At 60.9% G+C, this 17,205-nt stretch carries 18 protein-coding genes; 11 read left to right on the plus strand and 7 right to left on the minus strand.

Going from position 1 to position 17,205, the window contains the following annotated elements; translation table 11 throughout:
* The first annotated feature begins 27 nt into the window (after positions 1–27).
* Positions 28–753, plus strand: a complete 726-nt coding sequence (locus tag NW862_RS05610) for a response regulator (RefSeq protein WP_414332939.1) — start codon at positions 28–30, stop codon at positions 751–753.
* On the opposite strand, the gene NW862_RS05615 is transcribed toward NW862_RS05610, so the two are convergent.
* Positions 750–2,093, minus strand: a complete 1,344-nt coding sequence (locus tag NW862_RS05615) for a CCA tRNA nucleotidyltransferase (RefSeq protein WP_414332940.1) — start codon at positions 2,091–2,093, stop codon at positions 750–752. The two genes, NW862_RS05610 and NW862_RS05615, sit on opposite strands and share 4 nt — an antisense overlap.
* A 170-nt stretch (positions 2,094–2,263) precedes the next feature.
* On the opposite strand from NW862_RS05615, the gene NW862_RS05620 reads away from it, so the two are divergent.
* The 4 genes from NW862_RS05620 (at position 2,264) to NW862_RS05635 (ending at position 5,059) form a co-directional block, all read left to right on the plus strand.
* Positions 2,264–3,292: a rod shape-determining protein gene (locus tag NW862_RS05620; RefSeq protein WP_414332942.1), complete on the plus strand. Its 1,029-nt coding sequence runs from the start codon at positions 2,264–2,266 to the stop codon at positions 3,290–3,292.
* 94 nt (positions 3,293–3,386) lie between these two features.
* A complete protein-coding gene (gene mreC / locus NW862_RS05625; protein ID WP_414332944.1) occupies positions 3,387–4,103 on the plus strand; it encodes a rod shape-determining protein MreC in 717 nt (238 codons plus the stop codon).
* Complete coding sequence (gene mreD / locus NW862_RS05630) at positions 4,081–4,713, plus strand: rod shape-determining protein MreD (RefSeq protein ID WP_414332946.1); 633 nt, start codon at positions 4,081–4,083, stop codon at positions 4,711–4,713. The genes mreC and mreD overlap by 23 nt, the downstream gene beginning before the upstream one ends.
* Positions 4,714–4,831: 118 nt before the next feature.
* Positions 4,832–5,059, plus strand: a complete 228-nt coding sequence (locus tag NW862_RS05635) for an indolepyruvate ferredoxin oxidoreductase subunit alpha (protein WP_414332947.1) — start codon at positions 4,832–4,834, stop codon at positions 5,057–5,059.
* A gap of 44 nt (positions 5,060–5,103) precedes the next feature.
* Here NW862_RS05635 and NW862_RS05640 read toward each other — a convergent pair whose 3' ends face one another.
* Both NW862_RS05640 and NW862_RS05645 read right to left on the minus strand, forming a co-directional pair.
* Positions 5,104–5,628, minus strand: a complete 525-nt coding sequence (locus tag NW862_RS05640; RefSeq protein WP_414332949.1) for a YIP1 family protein — start codon at positions 5,626–5,628, stop codon at positions 5,104–5,106.
* A 504-nt stretch (positions 5,629–6,132) separates the two neighbouring features.
* A complete protein-coding gene (locus tag NW862_RS05645; RefSeq protein ID WP_414426996.1) occupies positions 6,133–8,052 on the minus strand; it encodes a protein kinase domain-containing protein in 1,920 nt (639 codons plus the stop codon).
* Between the two features lie 141 nt (positions 8,053–8,193).
* Between NW862_RS05645 and NW862_RS05650 the strand changes: the two genes are divergently transcribed.
* Positions 8,194–9,051, plus strand: coding sequence for an inositol monophosphatase family protein (locus tag NW862_RS05650; protein ID WP_414426997.1), 858 nt, complete (start codon positions 8,194–8,196; stop codon positions 9,049–9,051).
* Here NW862_RS05650 and NW862_RS05655 read toward each other — a convergent pair.
* Both NW862_RS05655 and hemE read right to left on the minus strand, forming a co-directional pair.
* Positions 9,006–9,989: a glycosyltransferase family 2 protein gene (locus tag NW862_RS05655; protein WP_414338203.1), complete on the minus strand. Its 984-nt coding sequence runs from the start codon at positions 9,987–9,989 to the stop codon at positions 9,006–9,008. The two genes, NW862_RS05650 and NW862_RS05655, sit on opposite strands and share 46 nt — an antisense overlap.
* 61 nt (positions 9,990–10,050) lie before the next feature.
* Positions 10,051–11,118: a uroporphyrinogen decarboxylase gene (gene hemE / locus NW862_RS05660; protein WP_414335752.1), complete on the minus strand. Its 1,068-nt coding sequence runs from the start codon at positions 11,116–11,118 to the stop codon at positions 10,051–10,053.
* Between the two features lie 230 nt (positions 11,119–11,348).
* On the opposite strand from hemE, the gene crtE reads away from it, so the two are divergent.
* From crtE to NW862_RS05675, 3 genes are all read left to right on the plus strand, one after another.
* A complete protein-coding gene (crtE, locus tag NW862_RS05665) occupies positions 11,349–12,242 on the plus strand; it encodes a geranylgeranyl diphosphate synthase CrtE (protein WP_414335754.1) in 894 nt (297 codons plus the stop codon).
* A gap of 83 nt (positions 12,243–12,325) precedes the next feature.
* Positions 12,326–12,787, plus strand: coding sequence for a divergent PAP2 family protein (locus NW862_RS05670; protein WP_414335755.1), 462 nt, complete (start codon positions 12,326–12,328; stop codon positions 12,785–12,787).
* Between the two features lie 42 nt (positions 12,788–12,829).
* Positions 12,830–13,429: a hypothetical protein gene (locus NW862_RS05675; protein ID WP_414335757.1), complete on the plus strand. Its 600-nt coding sequence runs from the start codon at positions 12,830–12,832 to the stop codon at positions 13,427–13,429.
* Between the two features lie 358 nt (positions 13,430–13,787).
* Here the strand turns inward: NW862_RS05675 and surE are convergent, their stop codons facing one another.
* Positions 13,788–14,567 carry a 5'/3'-nucleotidase SurE gene (surE, locus tag NW862_RS05680; RefSeq protein ID WP_414335882.1) on the minus strand — a complete coding sequence of 260 codons (780 nt, stop codon included), beginning with the start codon at positions 14,565–14,567 and terminating at the stop codon, positions 13,788–13,790.
* A gap of 344 nt (positions 14,568–14,911) precedes the next feature.
* Here surE and NW862_RS05685 point away from each other — a divergent pair, with 344 nt between their 5' ends.
* Together NW862_RS05685 and NW862_RS05690 are read left to right on the plus strand one after the other, a co-directional pair.
* Positions 14,912–15,577 carry a Crp/Fnr family transcriptional regulator gene (locus NW862_RS05685; RefSeq protein WP_414335883.1) on the plus strand — a complete coding sequence of 222 codons (666 nt, stop codon included), beginning with the start codon at positions 14,912–14,914 and terminating at the stop codon, positions 15,575–15,577.
* 3 nt (positions 15,578–15,580) lie between these two features.
* A complete protein-coding gene (locus tag NW862_RS05690) occupies positions 15,581–16,450 on the plus strand; it encodes an alpha/beta fold hydrolase (protein WP_414335885.1) in 870 nt (289 codons plus the stop codon).
* Here the strand turns inward: NW862_RS05690 and NW862_RS05695 are convergent.
* Positions 16,390–16,977, minus strand: a complete 588-nt coding sequence (locus NW862_RS05695) for a DUF2518 family protein (RefSeq protein ID WP_414335887.1) — start codon at positions 16,975–16,977, stop codon at positions 16,390–16,392. The two genes, NW862_RS05690 and NW862_RS05695, sit on opposite strands and share 61 nt — an antisense overlap.
* Positions 16,978–17,205 lie beyond the last annotated feature (228 nt).

A 17,205-nucleotide genomic window follows, 5' to 3' on the forward strand; every position in this document is an offset into this window, starting at 1 on the left:
GAGTTCTGTATGCAAGCAACCCTCTCCATGACCGGTTCACTCCCTCAAACTAGGGAAGCCTCTCCCCTTCTGGAGACCCTGTTGGTGGTGGATGACGAGGATGCCATTCGGGAGACAGTTGCCCTGGCTTTGGAAGAACAGGGGTATCAAGTTTTACAGGCCGCCGATGGCCGGCAAGCGCTGGAGTTGGTGTATACGGCGGAGCGGCTGGATTTGATGATCCTGGATCTGATGTTGCCCAGCTTGAACGGCCTGGATCTCTGCCGGCTGTTGCGCAGGGAGGGCAACACGCTTCCCATTTTGATGCTGACGGCCAAAAGCAGCGAGACCGACCGGGTGGTGGGCCTGGAGCTTGGCGCCGACGACTACCTGACCAAGCCCTTCGGCATGCGGGAGCTGATCGCCCGCTGTCGCTCGGTGTTGCGCCGGCAGCAGCAGTCCCACCCCAGCGATGCCACGGTGCTCCGCTACGGGGATGTGTGCATGTTTACTCAGGAGTGTCGCGTGTTGGTGCGGGGTGTTGAGGTCAGTTTCTCCCCCAAGGAGTTTCGTCTGTTGGAGCTGTTTATGTCCAACCCCCGCCGCGTCTGGACGCGGGAGCAGCTTCTGGAGCGCATCTGGGGATCCGACTTTATGGGCGACAGCAAAACCGTGGATGTGCACATCCGCTGGCTGCGGGAAAAGTTGGAGCTGGATCCCAGCAACCCCGAGTATTTGGTAACGGTGCGCGGTTTCGGCTATCGCTTCGGCTAGTGTTCTGGGGTGTTTTGAGAGCCTCTCCCACGCCACTGGCGGGCAAAGGAGAGTGCCTCGGCACGGGTTTGGATCTGCCCCCAAGCCTGCGCCTCTTGCAGGGCTTGCAACAACTGACCTACCCAGGGGCCGGGTTTGGCCCCCAAGCTGTCCACCAGATCCTGGCCATCCAGCAGGGGCACCAGATGGGCCAAGGGATCCTGGGGATCTTCGTAGCGCTGAAGCCAAGACTCCAGCTTTTGGGGGTCGCCGCCCGTGGCTGCTGCCAACAGCGCCAGGCCGCCGAACAGGGATCCCGCCTGGTGATAGAGCCGCCACTGTTGCGCAGGGGTGGGGGAGTCGGCCAGAAGAGACTGGAGCTGAGGCAAGAGGTGGTGCAGCTTTTGGATGGCCCGCATTTCTGCGCGGCTGAAGCGCAGCCGTTCCAGCTCGGTTTCCACCACTGCTGCCGGGGTTCCCGCCGGATCCCACAGCAAGGCCGCCAGCACCGCCGCCAGCAGCCTGCTGCTCCCTTCGCGTGAGCGGTGCGGGGCACCTTCCGTCAAAGGTTGGGCCAGCTCTGCCAGGGTGCGGGGATACTGCCGTTGCCAGGTCTCGGCCCACCACCACACCGCTTGAGCTTGAAGGAAGCCCGGACTCTCCGCTTGCAAGCGGGGCAGCCAAGCCTGCAGCAACCCCGCCGCCACCGCCGCCTGCAGGTGGGCCAGCCCCGCCATCCCTGTTGCCAGCAGGGCCACCACCTCTGCTCGCACCCGTTCTGCCGCTACCTGGGCCAAAAGGGGGGCCCGCTCTCGGATCGCCTCCTCGGTGGCCGGATCCAGCGCAAACCCCAGTTGGGCCGCCTGGCGGTAGGCCCGCAGCAGCCGCACCGGGTCGGCGCTCAGGTTGTCGGGGTGTACCATGCGCATCCGGCCCTGGCGAATATCGGCTCGTCCGCCGGTGGGATCCAGCAGTTGCTCCCTTTGCAGATCCAAGGCCAGGGCATTACAGGTGAAATCCCGCTGCTCCAGATCCGCCTCTGGGGTGGGACCTGCCTGCAGCCCCACATCCACAGTTAACTTTGCCAACACCATACGGGCAATCTGCCGCTCGGCATCCAACACCACAAAGCCCGCCCGCAGCCGCCGCGCCACCCCCGCCGCCCACCCCACGGGATCCGCAGCGCACATCAGATCCAAATCCGCCGGCGCTTCCGCATCCTCGGCCCTGCCCCGCAGCCAAGCCAGGTAAGCATCCCGCAGGGATCCCCCTACCCAATAGCTCTCCGGCGGCAGCCACTTCTCAGGAAAAGGCAGCCATTTCCGGAAACAAGCCAGCAGCCATGGCAGGGCTTCGCTCATACGTTCTCGTTCGCGTCGGCGGTGTGAAGCACTTTATAGCTTAAACGGCAGGAAGCGCGGCCCCCCGCCCCTTAGAAGAGTGGGTGTCAGGGAGATTCTCCTACGGAACTGAACTATAGTAGGTACCAGAGCTTGCTGGTTCTTCCCAATAAAGACTGGAGCAACTGACCGTGGGGCTATTCAGCCGATTTTCCCGTGACATGGGCATTGATTTGGGCACTGCCAACACGCTGGTCTACGTGGCTGGGCGAGGCATTGTCCTACAAGAGCCCTCTGTGGTCGCCATCGACCAAAACACCAAGCAACCCCTGGCCGTGGGGGAAGATGCCAAAAAAATGTTGGGCCGTACTCCGGGCAACATTGTGGCGGTGCGCCCTCTGCGAGATGGGGTGATCGCCGACTTTGACACGGCGGAGATGATGCTCAAACACTTCATCCATCGCGTGCACGAGGGCCGCTACCTGATTGCTCCGCGCATTGTGATCGGGATCCCCAGCGGCGTAACCGGTGTGGAGCGACGGGCGGTAATGGAAGCGGCCCTGCAAGCCGGCTCGCGGGAGGTGTATTTGGTGGACGAGCCGGTGGCAGCAGCGATCGGGGCCGGCCTGCCGGTGCAAGAGCCCACCGGGAACATGATCATCGACATCGGCGGCGGCACCACCGAGGTGGCTGTCCTGAGTTTACAGGGGATCGTGCTGAGCGAGTCGGTGCGAGTGGCGGGAGATGAGCTGAGCGAAGCCATCATCCAGTACATGAAAAAAGTTCACAACCTCACCATTGGGGAGCGCACCGCTGAAGAGATCAAGATTCAGATCGGCTCTGCTTACCCGATTCAAGAGGAGCTGAGCATGGAAGTGCGCGGGTTACACCTGCTCTCCGGCCTGCCCCGGACCGTCACGGTGAAAAGCACCGAGATTCGCGAGAGCATGGCCGAGCCCCTCTCGGTGATCGTGGAAGCCATTAAGCGCACCCTGGAGCGCACGCCGCCGGAGTTGGCCGCCGACATCATCGACCGCGGCATCATGTTGGCCGGAGGGGGAGCGTTGCTCAAGGGCCTGGATGCTCTGATCAGCCATGAAACCGGCATCCTAGTTCACATCGCCCCCGATCCCCTCAGTTGTGTGGTGCTGGGTACTGGGCGGGTTTTGGAGGATTTTAAAACCTTGGGTCGAGTGTTGAGCGGCAGCTTCAAGGGCTAGAGGAGTTTTTCCCATCCCTGATTTGAGGTGTGAGTCGAGTGGGTCAGAGAGGTATCGCTTGAATCGGCTACGCCAATGGTGGAGGCGCCATGGTTTGGGGCTGCTCCTGTCTGCTCTAGCGATGGGGGCTGCATTAGGACTGCGCCAAACCCAAGGATCCCTGTTGGTGGAGTTGTACACTTGGATCACTGCCCCGGCCCGTCCGCCTGTGGATCCCGCCGCGGTGCTCAGCCAGGCTGCCACCCGTGAGCTGCAAGCCCTGGTAGCCGAGTTGCAGTACCAAAATCGCGAGCTGAAGCGGCTGCTGCAATTTACCGAGCAAATGCCCCAAGCGGGGATCCCGGCAGCCGTGGTGGGCCGCAGCGCCGATCACTGGTGGCAACAGCTCACCCTCAACCGTGGCAGCCGGCACGGAGTCAGGGTGGGAGATGTGGTCATGGCGCCGGGCGGGTTGATCGGGCGAGTCGAGTCGGTTACTCCCAATACCAGCCGGGTGCTCCTGATCAGCGATCCCACCAGCCGTGTCGGGGTGATGTTGAGTCGCAGCCGATACATGGGCATCTTGCGAGGTACGGGCACCCAAAGCGCTGTTTTGGACTTTTTCGACAAGGCTCCCAAAGTCGAGGTGGGGGATGTGGTGGTGACCGCGGGCCTCAGCAGCTTTTATCCAGCCGGGGTTGTGGTAGGAACGGTTCGAGCGGTCAACTTGGACGCCAGCCCTGCTCCTCAAGCCACTGTCGAACTGTCGGCGCCGCTGGGCCTCTTGCAATGGGCCTTGATCTACCGCTATGCGCAACCTTCTGCTTCTTAAGCTTGGGTCTTGCCTCAATTGGGTGGTGACTGCCCTCTCAGGGGTGCTGGCAGCGGTGGCCCCTTGGTGGCGAGGGCCGGGCTTGGAGCTGGCGGGCCTAACCCCCGATTGGCCCTTGATCTGGGTGGTGTGCTGGAGCGTGCGGCGCAAGGCTTGGCAGGGGGCTGTTGCCGGGATCACGCTGGGTTTTCTGCAAGATGCGCTGACCAGCCCTTGTCCTACCCATGCGCTGGGGCTGGCCGTAGTCGGGATCCTCACCGCCAAGTTGCAAAAACAACGCTACATGCAGGAAGACTTCATTTCGGTGGCCTTGATCGTCTTCGGTATGGTGGTGATCGCCGAAACCCTGATGGCGCTGCAATGGATGTGGCTCGTGGCCTCGCAGGGATCCGAGAATCTGGATCCAGCAGGAATGCAAACTTGGCTGGATGGATTGCAGTCTCTCAGCAGCACCGGCGGCGATGGCCCGCGTTCTCTGGAGAGCATCTGGTGGAACCATCAACGCAATGCCCTCACATCTGCCATTTTAAGTAGCCTGTGGGCACCTGCCCTCTATTGGCCCCTCAGCCGTTGGTGGCAATTTCAAGAGCGAGACCTAAGAGAGAGCTAGCTTCAGCTCCGACCCCCGTTTTCGCCTAAAATGACAAAGCCATCTGCGGCCCGCCGGCAATCTTGAGCCAACTGGCCGCATTGAGATTGGATGGATTCAAATTCAGTGGGAGGGATCCATGCCCCATACCATCGTCACCGACGTTTGCGAAGGCATTGCCGACTGTGTGGAGGCCTGCCCCGTCGCCTGCATTCACCCTGGCGACAGCAAAAATGCCAAAGGCACCGACTACTTCTGGATCGACTTTGCCGCCTGCATCGACTGTGGCATTTGCTTGCAGGTTTGCCCGGTAGAAGGCGCGATTTTGCCGGAGGAAAAGCCGCATCTGCAGCGAGTGCCCCGCTAGGCTGGTGGGCTGCTTCATTCTGCTTGCTAAGCTTTGATGGCCCTCTAGCCCAGAGAAGCCAAGGCCACAATGCCGCTGGTCAGCCAGCTCAGGGCCAGGATCCCTCCTAGGAAAGCCAAGGGGATCAGGCCCACCAGGCGCCACCACTCCAGATCCAGCGCCACCGCCGCCGCCCGCACCTGCCAAACCACAAACCACAGCAGTGCTGCAAAGCCCAGCAGGGATCCCGCCACGCCGCCCAAGGATTGGGCAGGCCCCAGTAGCAGCCACGGCAAACCGGCAAACCCCGTCAAGCACAGCAGCGCCGCAAAGGAAGGGGCGGCCCGCCCCAAGCAAAAGGCCAGCAACTGCAACAAAGCCGCCAAACCCACCCAGCCCAGGGATCCCATCAGTACCGCCAGTACCATGCTCGGCAGGCTTGCTCCGGAGCGGCGAATGACCTCCAGGATGTTAAGCAGCCCCACCACCCCAAAGGCTTGCCAGAGAACAGGCCGTTCCCGTAACGCCCGAAACGTGCGCTCCGGCAGAAACCAGGCGCCGTAGATGTTGTCTAACCAGGAATTGAGCATGGCCGGCAAAAAGTCAAGCTGCCTTTCATCTTAAGCCCTTGCTGAGCACTTGACAGGCACACCCCAAAAATGCGGTATGATCGACGAAGAATTCTGCGGCGTTGGTGACTGCCGTTATGTTTTTGCGATCGATACCCTTCGACAATTAGGATGGGAAGTGGATGTGAGAGCAGTAGGCCAAACTTGATTTGGAAACTATCGACAATCATCCCCGATATCCTACACTGGATTTTCCAGGTCGAAAACCACGGTAAAACGGCGCAACAGTATTCTCAAGAAGATCCTCGAAAGGGGATCTTTTTGCTGCTTGAAGGTTGCAGTTAAGTTTGTAGAGCCATTTCAAATGGCAATGAAACGTTTCTCTACGTCGTTATTGCTAGGCAAGGCTGTCCTATCCCTAACTCCCCTCTCCCTCTGGGAGAGGGGCTGGGGGTGAGGGAGCCATGCAAATGACCATCCAACTGGGGTTGTCTTTCGGGACGGGATCCCCTAAGAGGCTTGTTGTTAGTTTTGCACAGGCGGGACGCGGCGCAAGTTCAACAGCACCCTTGCGCTGAGGGGGCGGGTGTTGGCCAGTAGCCCCACGCTCAGCAGCAGCCAACGGTTCAAGGTGGTGCCGGCCAGCAGCCAAGCCATCAACAGGGCTGCCCCTCCCCCTTCTACCCCTGCCGCCAAGACCCAGGCCCAGGCGACTTTCCCGTGCCGGGACAGGAGGATCCCTTGCAATCCACCGACGCCAAGCCCCACCAGCAAGCCACGCAGCGGGCTGGCCATCGCCTGCAAGGCGTTCTGTGGCCAGGGATCCCTGGGATCGAAAGCGAAGGTTGCCACCCCCACCTGAGGGGCCAGGGTATCTGCTGCCACCCAGCCCAAAGCCGTGGCCAGTAGCGTAGCCGCCACCCACCGCCAAGAAACCTGCCGTCGCAATACCGCCCACTGGAGTAGCCCCATTCCCAAGCCAAGGCTGGCCCCAGCCACCGCTCCTTGGAGCGAACCCAAAGCAGCTAGGAGGGGAGCTGCCGCCCCCAGCCCCAGATAGCCAATCCCAGCCGCCGCCCAATTGGCCAGGAGCCAGACCAGGGCCAATCCTTTGCTCTGGCGGGGCTTGCCTGAGGTGGGGAGGGTGGGCTTCGGGTGGGGGCTAACCTGTTCCTGGCCGACCTGCTGTTCAACCTCGCGCAGGCCCTGTTCTGCCGAGGGGTTGCCCGGCTCCAGCCGCAGCACTCCTTGATAGTCCATCTGGGCAAGGCCCCAATGGCCCTGCCGCTGGTGGGCCAGGCCGCGGTACAGATAGTAGCGGGCTTCGTTGGGGGCGCTCTGGATCAGCTCGTTGAGCAGGTGGACGGCCATTTTGTATTCGCCTGCCTCGATCAAATGCACCGCCCGCTGGAGCTTTTCCGCCTCAGCTTCCGACGCAGCCGCCTGCTGGCCAAACCCCGCAGGGATCCGCTGAAGAGAAACCTGTTGAGGAGGAGCCGAGGAGGTGGGAGTCGAGATCTGATCCCCATAGACGGCTCGGAGCTGCTGGGCCAGCTCCTCCATGGTGGCCGGGCGAAGGGCAGGGTCTTTCTCCAAGCAACGCAGCACCACCCTTTCCAGAGCCTCAGGGATGGGGTGGGGCAGCGGATGGTCTTGAAAGGGGCGGGGCTGTTGGAAGTTGTGGACGTGGTACCAGCCCTGCAGGGTATCGGTCTCCGGCTCGAAGGGCAGGGCACCGGTTAACAGCTCGTACAGCACCACCCCCAGCGAATAGATGTCGGAGCGGGCATCCAGCTTCTCTCCCCGCATCTGCTCCGGGGAAGCATAGACCATCGTGCCCAAAAAATACCCGGTTTGCGTCAGGCCACGGGAGGTCTCCCCCATGAGCTTGGAAATGCCGAAGTCGAGGATCTTGACCCGTTCCTTGCCGTCGGGCCCTTTTTGCACAAAGATGTTGCTGGGCTTGATATCGCGGTGGATGACTCCTCGAATCGAGTGTTTGCCCAGATCCATGTGAAAGTTGTGGGCGTGGTGCAGGGCCGAGCAAATTTGCAATGCCAAGTTCACCACCCGCTCTGGGCGCAAGGGGCCTTCCCGTGCCAACACATAGTCCAACCCCTGGCCGGTGTAGGGTTGGGCATTCAGGTACTCCATCACCAGGTAGGGCTGGTTTTGGTAGAGGCCATAGGAGCGCACCTGCACAATGTTGGGGTGCTCGCCCAACAGAGCGCTGACCCTGGCCTCGTCCAGGAAGCGCTGCTGCAGTTGCTGGTAATACTCCGGCTCCATGTCTGGCGGCGGCGGGCGCAACAACTTGACGGCCACCGGCTCGTCATTCAACTGGGTATCCACCGCCTCGAACACATTGCCGTAGCCACCCTCGCTGATGTGGTGGGTCAGTCGGTAGCGGTTGCCGATCAGTTGTCCAATGAGGCGCTGGTTCATGGAGGAGGACGGCCAGCCGAGGAGAGGACTTACCTAAATGATTCTAGTCAGCTTGAGGGCGCAAGACCTGTTTGTGAGGGATCCGCTGCCATTGCCAACCTTTTTCGCCCCAAAAGCTGGGGATCCCGCTAGGATTGGGGCATGGGTGCTCTTTGTGAAACCGCCTCTCCCTCCCCCTTCTGGCTGGAGGTTACCGAGTTTGCCCTGCAGGCCACGGCAAGGGTCGGATCGCAGCTCTTGGCAGACTTTGGCCAGGCCTCCTCTACGGAAAAAGCGGACGGCAGCTTGGTAACCGCTTCTGACAAATGGGCAGATGACACCTTTCAAAAGGCAATTGCCGCGGCCTATCCGGCTCACGGCTACCTGAGCGAGGAGTCCAACCACATTTTCCCGGAGGAAGAGTGGTGCTGGGTGGTGGATCCCTTGGATGGCACCACCAATTTTGCCCGCGGGATCCCCATCTGGGGCAGCTCGCTGGCGCTGTTGCACTGGGGCGTGCCCGTGTTTGGCTGTGTGCATCTGCCGCCCATCCGCCAGACTTTTTACGGCTACTGGCCTCAGTTTGCGGGCGATGCGCCGGCAGGAGCTTTTCTCATCCGCCACGACCGGGATCCCGTTCTTCCTCAGCCCATCCACCCCAGCACCGCCCCACCCGGCCCCAACCAACTGTTTAATTTTTGCTCCCGCAGCAGCCACTGGATTAGCCCGCAATTTCCCTGCAAAGCGCGGATGTTGGGGGGCGCTGCCTACAACCTGCTGGCGGTGGCCAGCGGCAGCCTTTTGGGAGCGGTAGAACGCTCACCCAAGATCTGGGATGTGGCGGCGGTGTGGGCCATCGTCAAGGGGGCCGGCGCCGTTTGGGAGCCCCTTGGCCCTGCTGACCCGGATCCCGGAAGGCCGTTGATCCCCGGCAAGGACTATGGCCGGCTGACCTATCCGACGCTGGTGAGCGCTCAGGACAGGTGGATCCCGCTATTTCGGGCTTTCATTGCTCTGTAGCTCTCGTAAACCGCCTGGACGTTGTACCAGTTGAGGAAGCAAACCCGACACAGCTCCAAGGCCAACTGCGAGCGGCCTTGCCGGATCAACCAGCGCAGCAGCGGCTCTAGCCGCTTCTCGTTCAGCCAGCCCCCCAGCGACAGCAGGCCCCATAGGCATTGATGCAGAGGCGTCAGTTGGATCATCAGGCGCACGGCCCAAGTGGGGTGCTTTTGGTAAAAGAGGATGCCCATGCGGCCCCGCTGCCGCTCCCGCTCGATGAGGGCTGGGATTTGCGCTAGCTCGAAGGGCGGATGCCAGTGGTAGCCGGTGGCCTGGGGGCACTTGACCAGGCGCAGGCCCAGGTGCTTCAGCCGCACCCCCAGCTCCAGGTCTTCCCAGCCGTAGAGGTGAAACCGCTCGTCAAAGGGGCCGGCAGGGGTTTCACAAGCCCGCTCCAGCCAATGGCGGGCGATGGCCACATTGCCGGTGGCAAAGAAGGCTGCCGAAAAATCGGTGGGCTTGAAGGGCTCGGAGCAGGGATCCTGGAAATTGCAGGTGTTGATCACCCGCCCATAGGTGAAGACCTTGGCTTCCTGGAGCGAACTGGGATCCCCCTTGACGCCGTGTCGCCGCAGCATCTGGGCATGAGCGGCCAAGAAATGATCCACCACCACCAGGTCGCTGTCGATAAAAACAATGATGGATCCCTGGGCATGGCGAAACCCCAGGTTGCGGGCGGCAGCAGGGCCGCGGTGTTCTTGGCACAAAAGCTTTATCGGCGGCAAATCTGGCGGCTGGCTCTGCAGCCATTCCACCGTGCCGTCGGTGGAGCCGTCGTCCACCACCACCACCTCGTAGCCGTCGTAGGGGCCAGGCTGCTGCTGGGCCAAAGCCTGCAGACATTTCTGCAAGATGGGACGGCGGTTGTAGGTGGGGATGATGACGCTGATGTACACCGGGGATCCCTGGCTCGTAAGGCAAACCCTACTCCTAGAGTCAAGGGGTTTTTCTATACGGCTAGAGAGCTTTGAGCAGCTCTGCCGATTGGCGCACCGTCTCGAAAAAGTGATGGACATTGGCCTCCGGAGTGGTGTGGTGCACGCCGTGGCCCAGGTTCATGATGTGGCCGCGGGGTCCCGCCTTTTGAATCACCTCCAGGGTGCGCTGCCGGATGAATTCCGGGGATCCCAGCAACACCATCGGGTCGAGATTGCCCTGCACCGCCAGGGATCCCAGGCGGGCCCTGGCCTCGGCCATGTCGCTCATCCAATCGAGGCTGAAGACATCGATGCCAGCTTTGCCCACCCGCTCCAACAAAGCGGCGCTGCCGTTGATGTAGAGAATGAGCGGCACCTGCGGATACCGAGCTTTCACCTGATCCACAATTTGCTTTTGGTAGGGCAAGGCCCAAGCTTCGTAATCGCCGGGGCTGAGCTGGCCGGCCCAGGTGTCAAACAACTGCACCACCTGGGCACCGCACTCGATCTGGTAGATCACGTAGCGGGCAATGCTATCCGCCAGCTTGCTCAGCAACTGATGCAACATCTGCGGCTGAGTGAAGGCCAGGCTCTTGATATGGGCATAGTCTTTGGAGCTGCGGCCCTCTACGGCGTAGCAGGCCAAGGTCCAAGGGGAGCCGACAAAGCCCAGCAGCGTTGCCTTCCCTTCCACCTCGCGGCGCAAGGTGCTGAGTATGGTCTTGATAAAGGGCAGGCTTTCTTCCGGCTCTAAGAGACGGATTTGGTCGATTTGGGCCTGGGAGCGGATTGGCGGGTCGATGATCGGCCCCTGCTGCTCCACCAGCTCAAAGGGGATCCCCATGCCCTCAAGGGGGGTGAGGATGTCGCTGAACATAATGACGCCGTCGGGGGCAAAGGCGCGAAACGGCTGCAACGAGATCTCAATCGCCAGCTCCGGGATCTCGCAGCGCTGCTTGAAGGTGTATTTGCTCTGCAGCTCACGGTAGACCGCCATGTAGCGCCCCGCCTGGCGCATCATCCAAACCGGAGGACGATCCAGCACCTCCCCACGGGCCGCCCGCAGCAGACGGTCGCCATCGCCAAGCTGAGCAGATGAGTGGGACATAAGAAGACCAAGCCGGCTGAAGATCCTTAATGCATCCTGACATTGGGGGGACGGCTAGCGCAAGCTTGCGGATCCCCTATGCCGCCGCGTGCAGGGTATCAAGATAGAGTTTTAGCGGCTCAAGCAGGGATCCCGACCTGGAGTGGACATGAGATAATGTCGGCTTGCAAGCCTGTTGTAGAACTACTCGACAGGGATCCCCCCATTGCCGAGTTGAGAGGAAACCCCGCTTGGTTGCCCAAACCTTTGACCTGAAAGTCTATCTGAGCCGGCGTCAGCAACAGGTGGAAGAGGCGCTTTCTGCAGCTCTGGTTCCCGCCTATCCGGAGCGCATTTACGAGGCGATGCGCTACAGCCTGCTGGCGGGGGGAAAACGCCTGAGGCCGATCCTCTGTCTGGCGGCCTGTGAGTTGGCCGGCGGCTCCGTGGAGCAGGCCCTGCCCACTGCCTGCGCCCTAGAGATGATCCACACCATGTCGCTGATCCATGACGACCTGCCGGCCATGGACAACGACGATTTTCGCCGCGGCAAACCCACCAACCATAAGGTGTTCGGCGAAGACATTGCCATCTTGGCGGGAGATGCGCTGCTGGCTTTTGCCTTTGAGCATATTGCCAGCCAAACTCAGGGGGTACCGCCGCAGTTGGTGCTGCAAGTCATTGCCCGCATTGGCCACGCAGCGGCGGCAACCGGCTTGGTGGGGGGCCAGGTGGTGGATTTGGAGTCGGAGGGCAAAGCCATTTCCCTGGAAACTTTGGAGTACATCCACAGCCACAAGACGGGCGCTCTGCTGGAAGCCTCGGTGGTCTCAGGCGGGATCCTGGCAGGGGCTGATGAAGAGCTGCTGGCCCGCCTGGGCCACTACGCCCGCGACATTGGCTTGGCTTTTCAGATCGTGGACGACATTTTGGATATCACTGCCACCAGCGAGCAACTGGGCAAAACGGCAGGCAAGGATCAAGCTGCCGCCAAAGCCACCTACCCCAGCTTGTTGGGCCTAGAGGCTTCCCGGCAAAAAGCCGAGGAGCTGATCCAATCGGCCAAGGAGGCGTTGCGCCCCTACGGATCCCGGGCCGAGCCACTGTTGGCCCTGGCAGATTTCATCACTCGCCGTCAGCATTAGGACAGGACAAAAGGACAAGATTCAGATGGGATCCCTGTCCCCCTGTTAAAGACCCTGGTCGCGTTCTGGTGCCGGAGAGCTCTATGCTGCAACAGTTGATGGCCAACCACGTCCTCTGGGTTGCTCTGCTGGCCAGTGGTTTGGCCCAGGCCATGAAGCTGATCCTGGCCTATGTGCGGTCGGGCAAGCTCGACCTGCGGGTCTTGGTGGAGACGGGGGGGATGCCCAGCTCCCACGCGGCGCTGGTGACGGCTTTGTCGGTGGGGGTGGGGATCCAGGAAGGCTGGGACAGCCTGCTGTTTGCGGCGACGGTGGTTTTTGCTTTGGTGGTGATGTACGATGCTGCTGGGATCCGCCAGGCCGCCGGCAAGCAGGCGCGGGTGCTGAACCGTCTCCTGGAAGAATGGTTTGAAGAGAAGGGCGCCGATCGTTTCCAAGAACCTTACCTGAAGGAGTTGCTGGGCCACACGCCTGTTCAGGTTATTGCCGGCGCTGCTTTGGGAGCAGCGTGTATCACCTTGTCGTTTGCCCTGGGAGTCAACTGACGACAATTGGGGCATGCTAGAGCAGAAGGAGTGCGGATGGTCATGAGTTCTCAACCGCGTCCGATCCAGCGTTGCCCCGCCTGTGGCAAGCCGATCCCGGCCTATCGATATAAGTCCCCCTACTGCGACCACTGCGGCTGGCGGGCGGCCTCAGCCGGAAAAGGTGGATCTGGGGGCCAGAGAGTCAGAGCTCAGGGGAATAGGATTCAACAACACCTGCAGCGCCTCAGCCTGCCCCCTCTGTTGCAGCCGCTGTTGAAGTTCGACTTTTACCTCTATCTGGGCTGGGGGATCAGCCCTCTGTTTCCGCTGGTGGTGGAGCGACCGCTGCTGGCCGAATCCAATTACCTGTTGTTGATCCCCCTTCTGTTGAGCTGGGGGCTGCTCTATCTGGCGGTGCGGGATCTGCCCCTGCCCCAGGACTTGCGGCTGCCGCGGCTGCTGTTGGATGTGGCGTTTATCCTGCTGCCCTTCTTCCAAAAAATCAACGTCTCCAAAGCCCCCAACCGACCCTACTGGAATGCCCTGCTCATCTGGGTCATCGGGATTTTGCTGGCTGCTGCCTTGTGGCTGTGGAGCTTCAGCCTGCTCTTGACGGCGGTGACGTTGCTGTTGACCAGCTTCTGCACGCTGCTGTTCTAGCCGAGATGGTTGACAAACACTCCAGCCTTCCATGAGCACTCCTGCATAGGCAAAACACGCAGCTCAGCTTTGACACTCCCGCTGACTATCGCAACCCTTGCATGGGAGTTCTGTAGCCAAGCGGGATCCTACCTACGCAAGAGATAGTCCTTTCAAACAGCAATGAAACGTTTCTCTATGTCATTATTGCTACGCAACGCTGTCGCGAACGCGCCGCTCTAACTCCCCTCTCCCTCAGGGAGAGGGGTTGGGGGTGAGGGGCTGGCAGCAAAGTGTCTTAATCTTGTTTGAAACGACTATTACAGTAGAGAAGTAGACAACGCTGGAAGAAGCTGTATGCGGCTCACCAGCTTGCAACTCAGGAGCCAAAGGCCGAGATTCCCCACCGCTGCAAGCTGTCGAAGGCGGTGTAGGCCGTCAGATCCGGCTGCAGGGGCGTAATCGACACATACCCTTGGGCAACCGCCTGCACGTCGGAACAGGGATCCACTCCCTCTTCCACCACTTCCCCCGCCAGCCAGTAGTAGGCCTTGCCGCGCGGATCCAGCCGCTTTTCGTAGATATCGGTGTACTTGCGCCAGGCCAGGCGGGCCAAGACCATGCCGCGTATCTCCGTCAGCGCCACCGGTGGGACATTGATGTTCAACAGCAGCGGCTTCTCTAGGGGCTTCAGGCTCAGCTTCTCCAGCAGCGTCAGCACCACCTGGGCCGCCGGCTGAAAATCCTGGTGGGTAAAGCTGGCCAGGCTCACCGCCAGGCTGGGGATCCCTTCCAATAGCCCTTCCATGGCCGCTGAGACGGTGCCGGAGTAGAGCACATCGGTGCCCAGATTGGCTCCCTGATTGATGCCGGAAATCACCCAATCGGGAGGATAATCCAATAGCCCGTCCAGACCCAGCTTGACACAGTCGGAAGGTGTGCCCGAACAGGCCCAGGCTTGCACCTCTGGCGGAAACCCCTCCCGCACCGGATCCACCCGCAGCGGTTTGTGCAACGTCAAGGCGTGGCCGGTGGCCGAGCGCTCCCGATCCGGACAGACTACTGTCACCTGGTGTCCGCCCATCTGAGCCAGCGCTGCCGCTAAACACCGCACCCCTGCCGCCTGGATGCCGTCATCGTTGCTAACGAGAATGTTCATCGGTGCCACTCCTCACCGCGTCCAAGCAACCCGGCTGCCCCTACTATGCTATCTGCTGCTGGGCCCACAGCCGGCCAGGAGCCAGGAAAAAACGAAGAGTGCGGCTTCTGTATGTTACCATTAGACGTAGCCTTATAAACAACATCCGTATAACCACGGTGTTGCTCCATAAATCTTGAGTGTCATTATGAAGCTAAGGTAAAGCTACTACCGAAGCTCCCTTCCTCTTGGTTTATCCTTCCGTTAGGGTCTGGCCTTTTCTTTACAAACTCTTTTGATGGCTCGATGGAGCGGAAGAGGCGGCAAAGTTCACCTAGTTACTCAATTGACAGGAAGCCTATCCCATGTCCCTAGTTTCCATCACATCGGCAGCGGAGGCTCAGGAATGGCGGGAGCTCTGCCAGTGGGCCGAGGAGCACTACCGCTGTCGCACTTTTCCCAAGGATGTGCGCATCCCCACCCGTCCGGGCCTGGTCTACATCCCCCAAGAAGGCGTGGTGCGCCTAGTTAGCCAAACGCCGGAGCGGCGGGAGGTTTTTGTCGGGTTTATCACACCCGGCGTGCCCTTTGAGCTGAGCAACCCGGAGCGCTTTGAGCTAAAAGCTTGCACCCATGTCGATCGCACCACGGTAATGTGGTTTTACTGGCAGGATCTGGAGCAGTGGCCCTACTTGCACCAGAAAATTCAAGAAAGCTTCCGCCAGCAACTGCAACGCAAGCTGCTCTGGCTAGGCAACTTGGGCCAACGGCGTGCCATTGACCGCCTCAAGGGGTTCCTAACGCTGTTGATTGAAGAGTACGGGCAGCCCTGTGAGCAGGGGATGTACCTTCCCTGGACTCTGACCCACGCCCAGATTGGGGACGCCATTGGGGCTACGCGCGTAACGGTCACTCGCCTGCTGGGATCCCTGCGCTCGAAAGGGTTTGTGCAGGTGCTGGATCAAAACTTAATTTGCCTTCCCAACGGGGTGAAGCTGCAGTCCGTGCCCAAAAAGGCGGCTAGCGCCTAAGCTATGGGCCTGCAGCTCTACTACCGTGCCTGGGGCAAAGGGATCCCTTCCCTGCCCATCCTGCTGCTCCACGGCCATCCGGGCAATGCTGACTGCATGGAAGTTTTTGCTGAGGCGGTGGCGGGGATCCACCCCTGTGTGGCGCCGGATCTGCGCGGCTATGGGCGTTCGCAGGTACGGGATCCCTTTGAGATGGCAACTCACCTAGAGGACTTGCAGGAGCTGCTGGATTGCCTGGGCTGGCAGGAGTGTCTGGTGTTGGGCTGGTCGTTGGGTGGGATCCTGGCCCTGGAGTTGGCCTTGCGCCTGCCGCAGCGGGTCAAGGGCTTGGTTTTGGTAGCCAGCGCCGCCTGTCCTCGTAGCAACCATCCCCCCATCACCGTTTGGGATCAGCTTAACACCGGCATTGCTTCGCTGCTCAACTGGCTTTGGCCCGGCTGGAGTTGGAACATCGACACCTTTGGCCGCCGCTCTCTTTACCGCTACCTCATCCAGCAACACACCCCAACCGCCTATCGCTATCTGGCCCAGGCAGCTTTGCCTGCCTATCTGCACACCTCTCCCCAAGCCCGCCGCGCTTTGCGCACCGCCCTGCAACAGGGCTACAACCGTGAGGGGGAGCTGCAGCACCTGCGCCTACCTGTGTTGCTCCTGGCCGGCGAGCGGGATCGCCACATCACCGCCGCTAGCAGCTTGGCCACCGCCCGCCTTCTACCCCAGTGCACCTGCATTGTCTATCCCGATGTGGCCCACCTCTTCCCGTGGGAGATCCCTGAACAGGTAGGACGGGATCTGCGTCGCTGGCTTAGCGCTCAGGACTGGGACAAAGGGAGCTCTTCTAACCCACCCTCAGCGGAAGGAGCCGCAGCCTGAACCTGGACCAGCTTGCGCAGCCGGGCAAAGGCTTCTTCCTCCAGCCGGATCTGCTGCTGCTGCTGTTCTTCCGGGGTGCGCAGGCGTTTTCCCAGCGGCTGTTGCAGCGTGCCCAAAAGTAAGGGCTCGGAGACCCCCGGTTCAGGGTGGATGACGGTGCGGGCCTGCAGGGTAAATACCGGCGAGCCGGTGGAGAAGCGACCGGAGGACGCCAAATCGCTGGCCGCCTGCTTCAGCGTGAGGATCAGGTGCTCTGGGGTAATGTCCGGGCTGACGGCGATGACCGCCCGCTCTGCCCCTTGGTCATAGACCGTGGTGTAGGGGGCAGCGCCGGGAATGCGGGAGCGAAAGATCGGCCCTAAACTGAGGGCAAAACAGCCCGCCGTCAAAACCAGGGTGAAGGCCGTGTAGCCCACCAGCGAAAACTTCCAAGGCCAGTTGCGGATCCAGGCCAGCAGGGTAAGCAGAGCCAGCAGACCCGCCACCCCCAGCCCCACCTGGGTGGCAGAGGCGAAGAAAGATTGCAAGGATCCATCCATCATTTACAGGGAGAAGGAGTTCGGACTCAGCAGTCTCATCTTAAGCAATCTGGCAATCCTCTCAACTGCTTGCTGGCTCTAGCCGGGAGGAGATAGGCTTGCGACTCCATCTGCCAAACCAGCTCTCGCTGATCCCAGAAGTGCCGGCAGCTCTGTGCCTTTTAGAACTGTTTTTTATGCTACTGAATGAGCATTGCTGGCAAGAAGAACGCTGAA

This window comes from Synechococcus sp. H55.8 (assembly GCF_047462375.1).
GTDB lineage: Bacteria > Cyanobacteriota > Cyanobacteriia > Thermostichales > Thermostichaceae > Thermostichus.

Bases quoted from the DNA above. Each gene is read 5' to 3' on its own strand.
- NW862_RS05610 (WP_414332939.1), top strand. From the start codon at position 28: ATGACCGGTTCACTCCCTCAAACTAGGGAAGCCTCTCCCCTTCTGGAG.
- surE (WP_414335882.1), bottom strand. From the start codon at position 14,567: ATGAACATTCTCGTTAGCAACGATGACGGCATCCAGGCGGCAGGGGTG.
- NW862_RS05650 (WP_414426997.1), top strand. From the start codon at position 8,194: ATGGGTGCTCTTTGTGAAACCGCCTCTCCCTCCCCCTTCTGGCTGGAG.
- NW862_RS05615 (WP_414332940.1), bottom strand. From the start codon at position 2,093: ATGAGCGAAGCCCTGCCATGGCTGCTGGCTTGTTTCCGGAAATGGCTG.
- NW862_RS05645 (WP_414426996.1), bottom strand. From the start codon at position 8,052: ATGAACCAGCGCCTCATTGGACAACTGATCGGCAACCGCTACCGACTG.
- NW862_RS05675 (WP_414335757.1), top strand. From the start codon at position 12,830: ATGAGTTCTCAACCGCGTCCGATCCAGCGTTGCCCCGCCTGTGGCAAG.
- mreD (WP_414332946.1), top strand. From the start codon at position 4,081: ATGCGCAACCTTCTGCTTCTTAAGCTTGGGTCTTGCCTCAATTGGGTG.
- NW862_RS05635 (WP_414332947.1), top strand. From the start codon at position 4,832: ATGCCCCATACCATCGTCACCGACGTTTGCGAAGGCATTGCCGACTGT.
- NW862_RS05640 (WP_414332949.1), bottom strand. From the start codon at position 5,628: ATGCTCAATTCCTGGTTAGACAACATCTACGGCGCCTGGTTTCTGCCG.
- hemE (WP_414335752.1), bottom strand. From the start codon at position 11,118: ATGTCCCACTCATCTGCTCAGCTTGGCGATGGCGACCGTCTGCTGCGG.
- NW862_RS05670 (WP_414335755.1), top strand. From the start codon at position 12,326: ATGCTGCAACAGTTGATGGCCAACCACGTCCTCTGGGTTGCTCTGCTG.
- NW862_RS05685 (WP_414335883.1), top strand. From the start codon at position 14,912: ATGTCCCTAGTTTCCATCACATCGGCAGCGGAGGCTCAGGAATGGCGG.
- NW862_RS05690 (WP_414335885.1), top strand. From the start codon at position 15,581: ATGGGCCTGCAGCTCTACTACCGTGCCTGGGGCAAAGGGATCCCTTCC.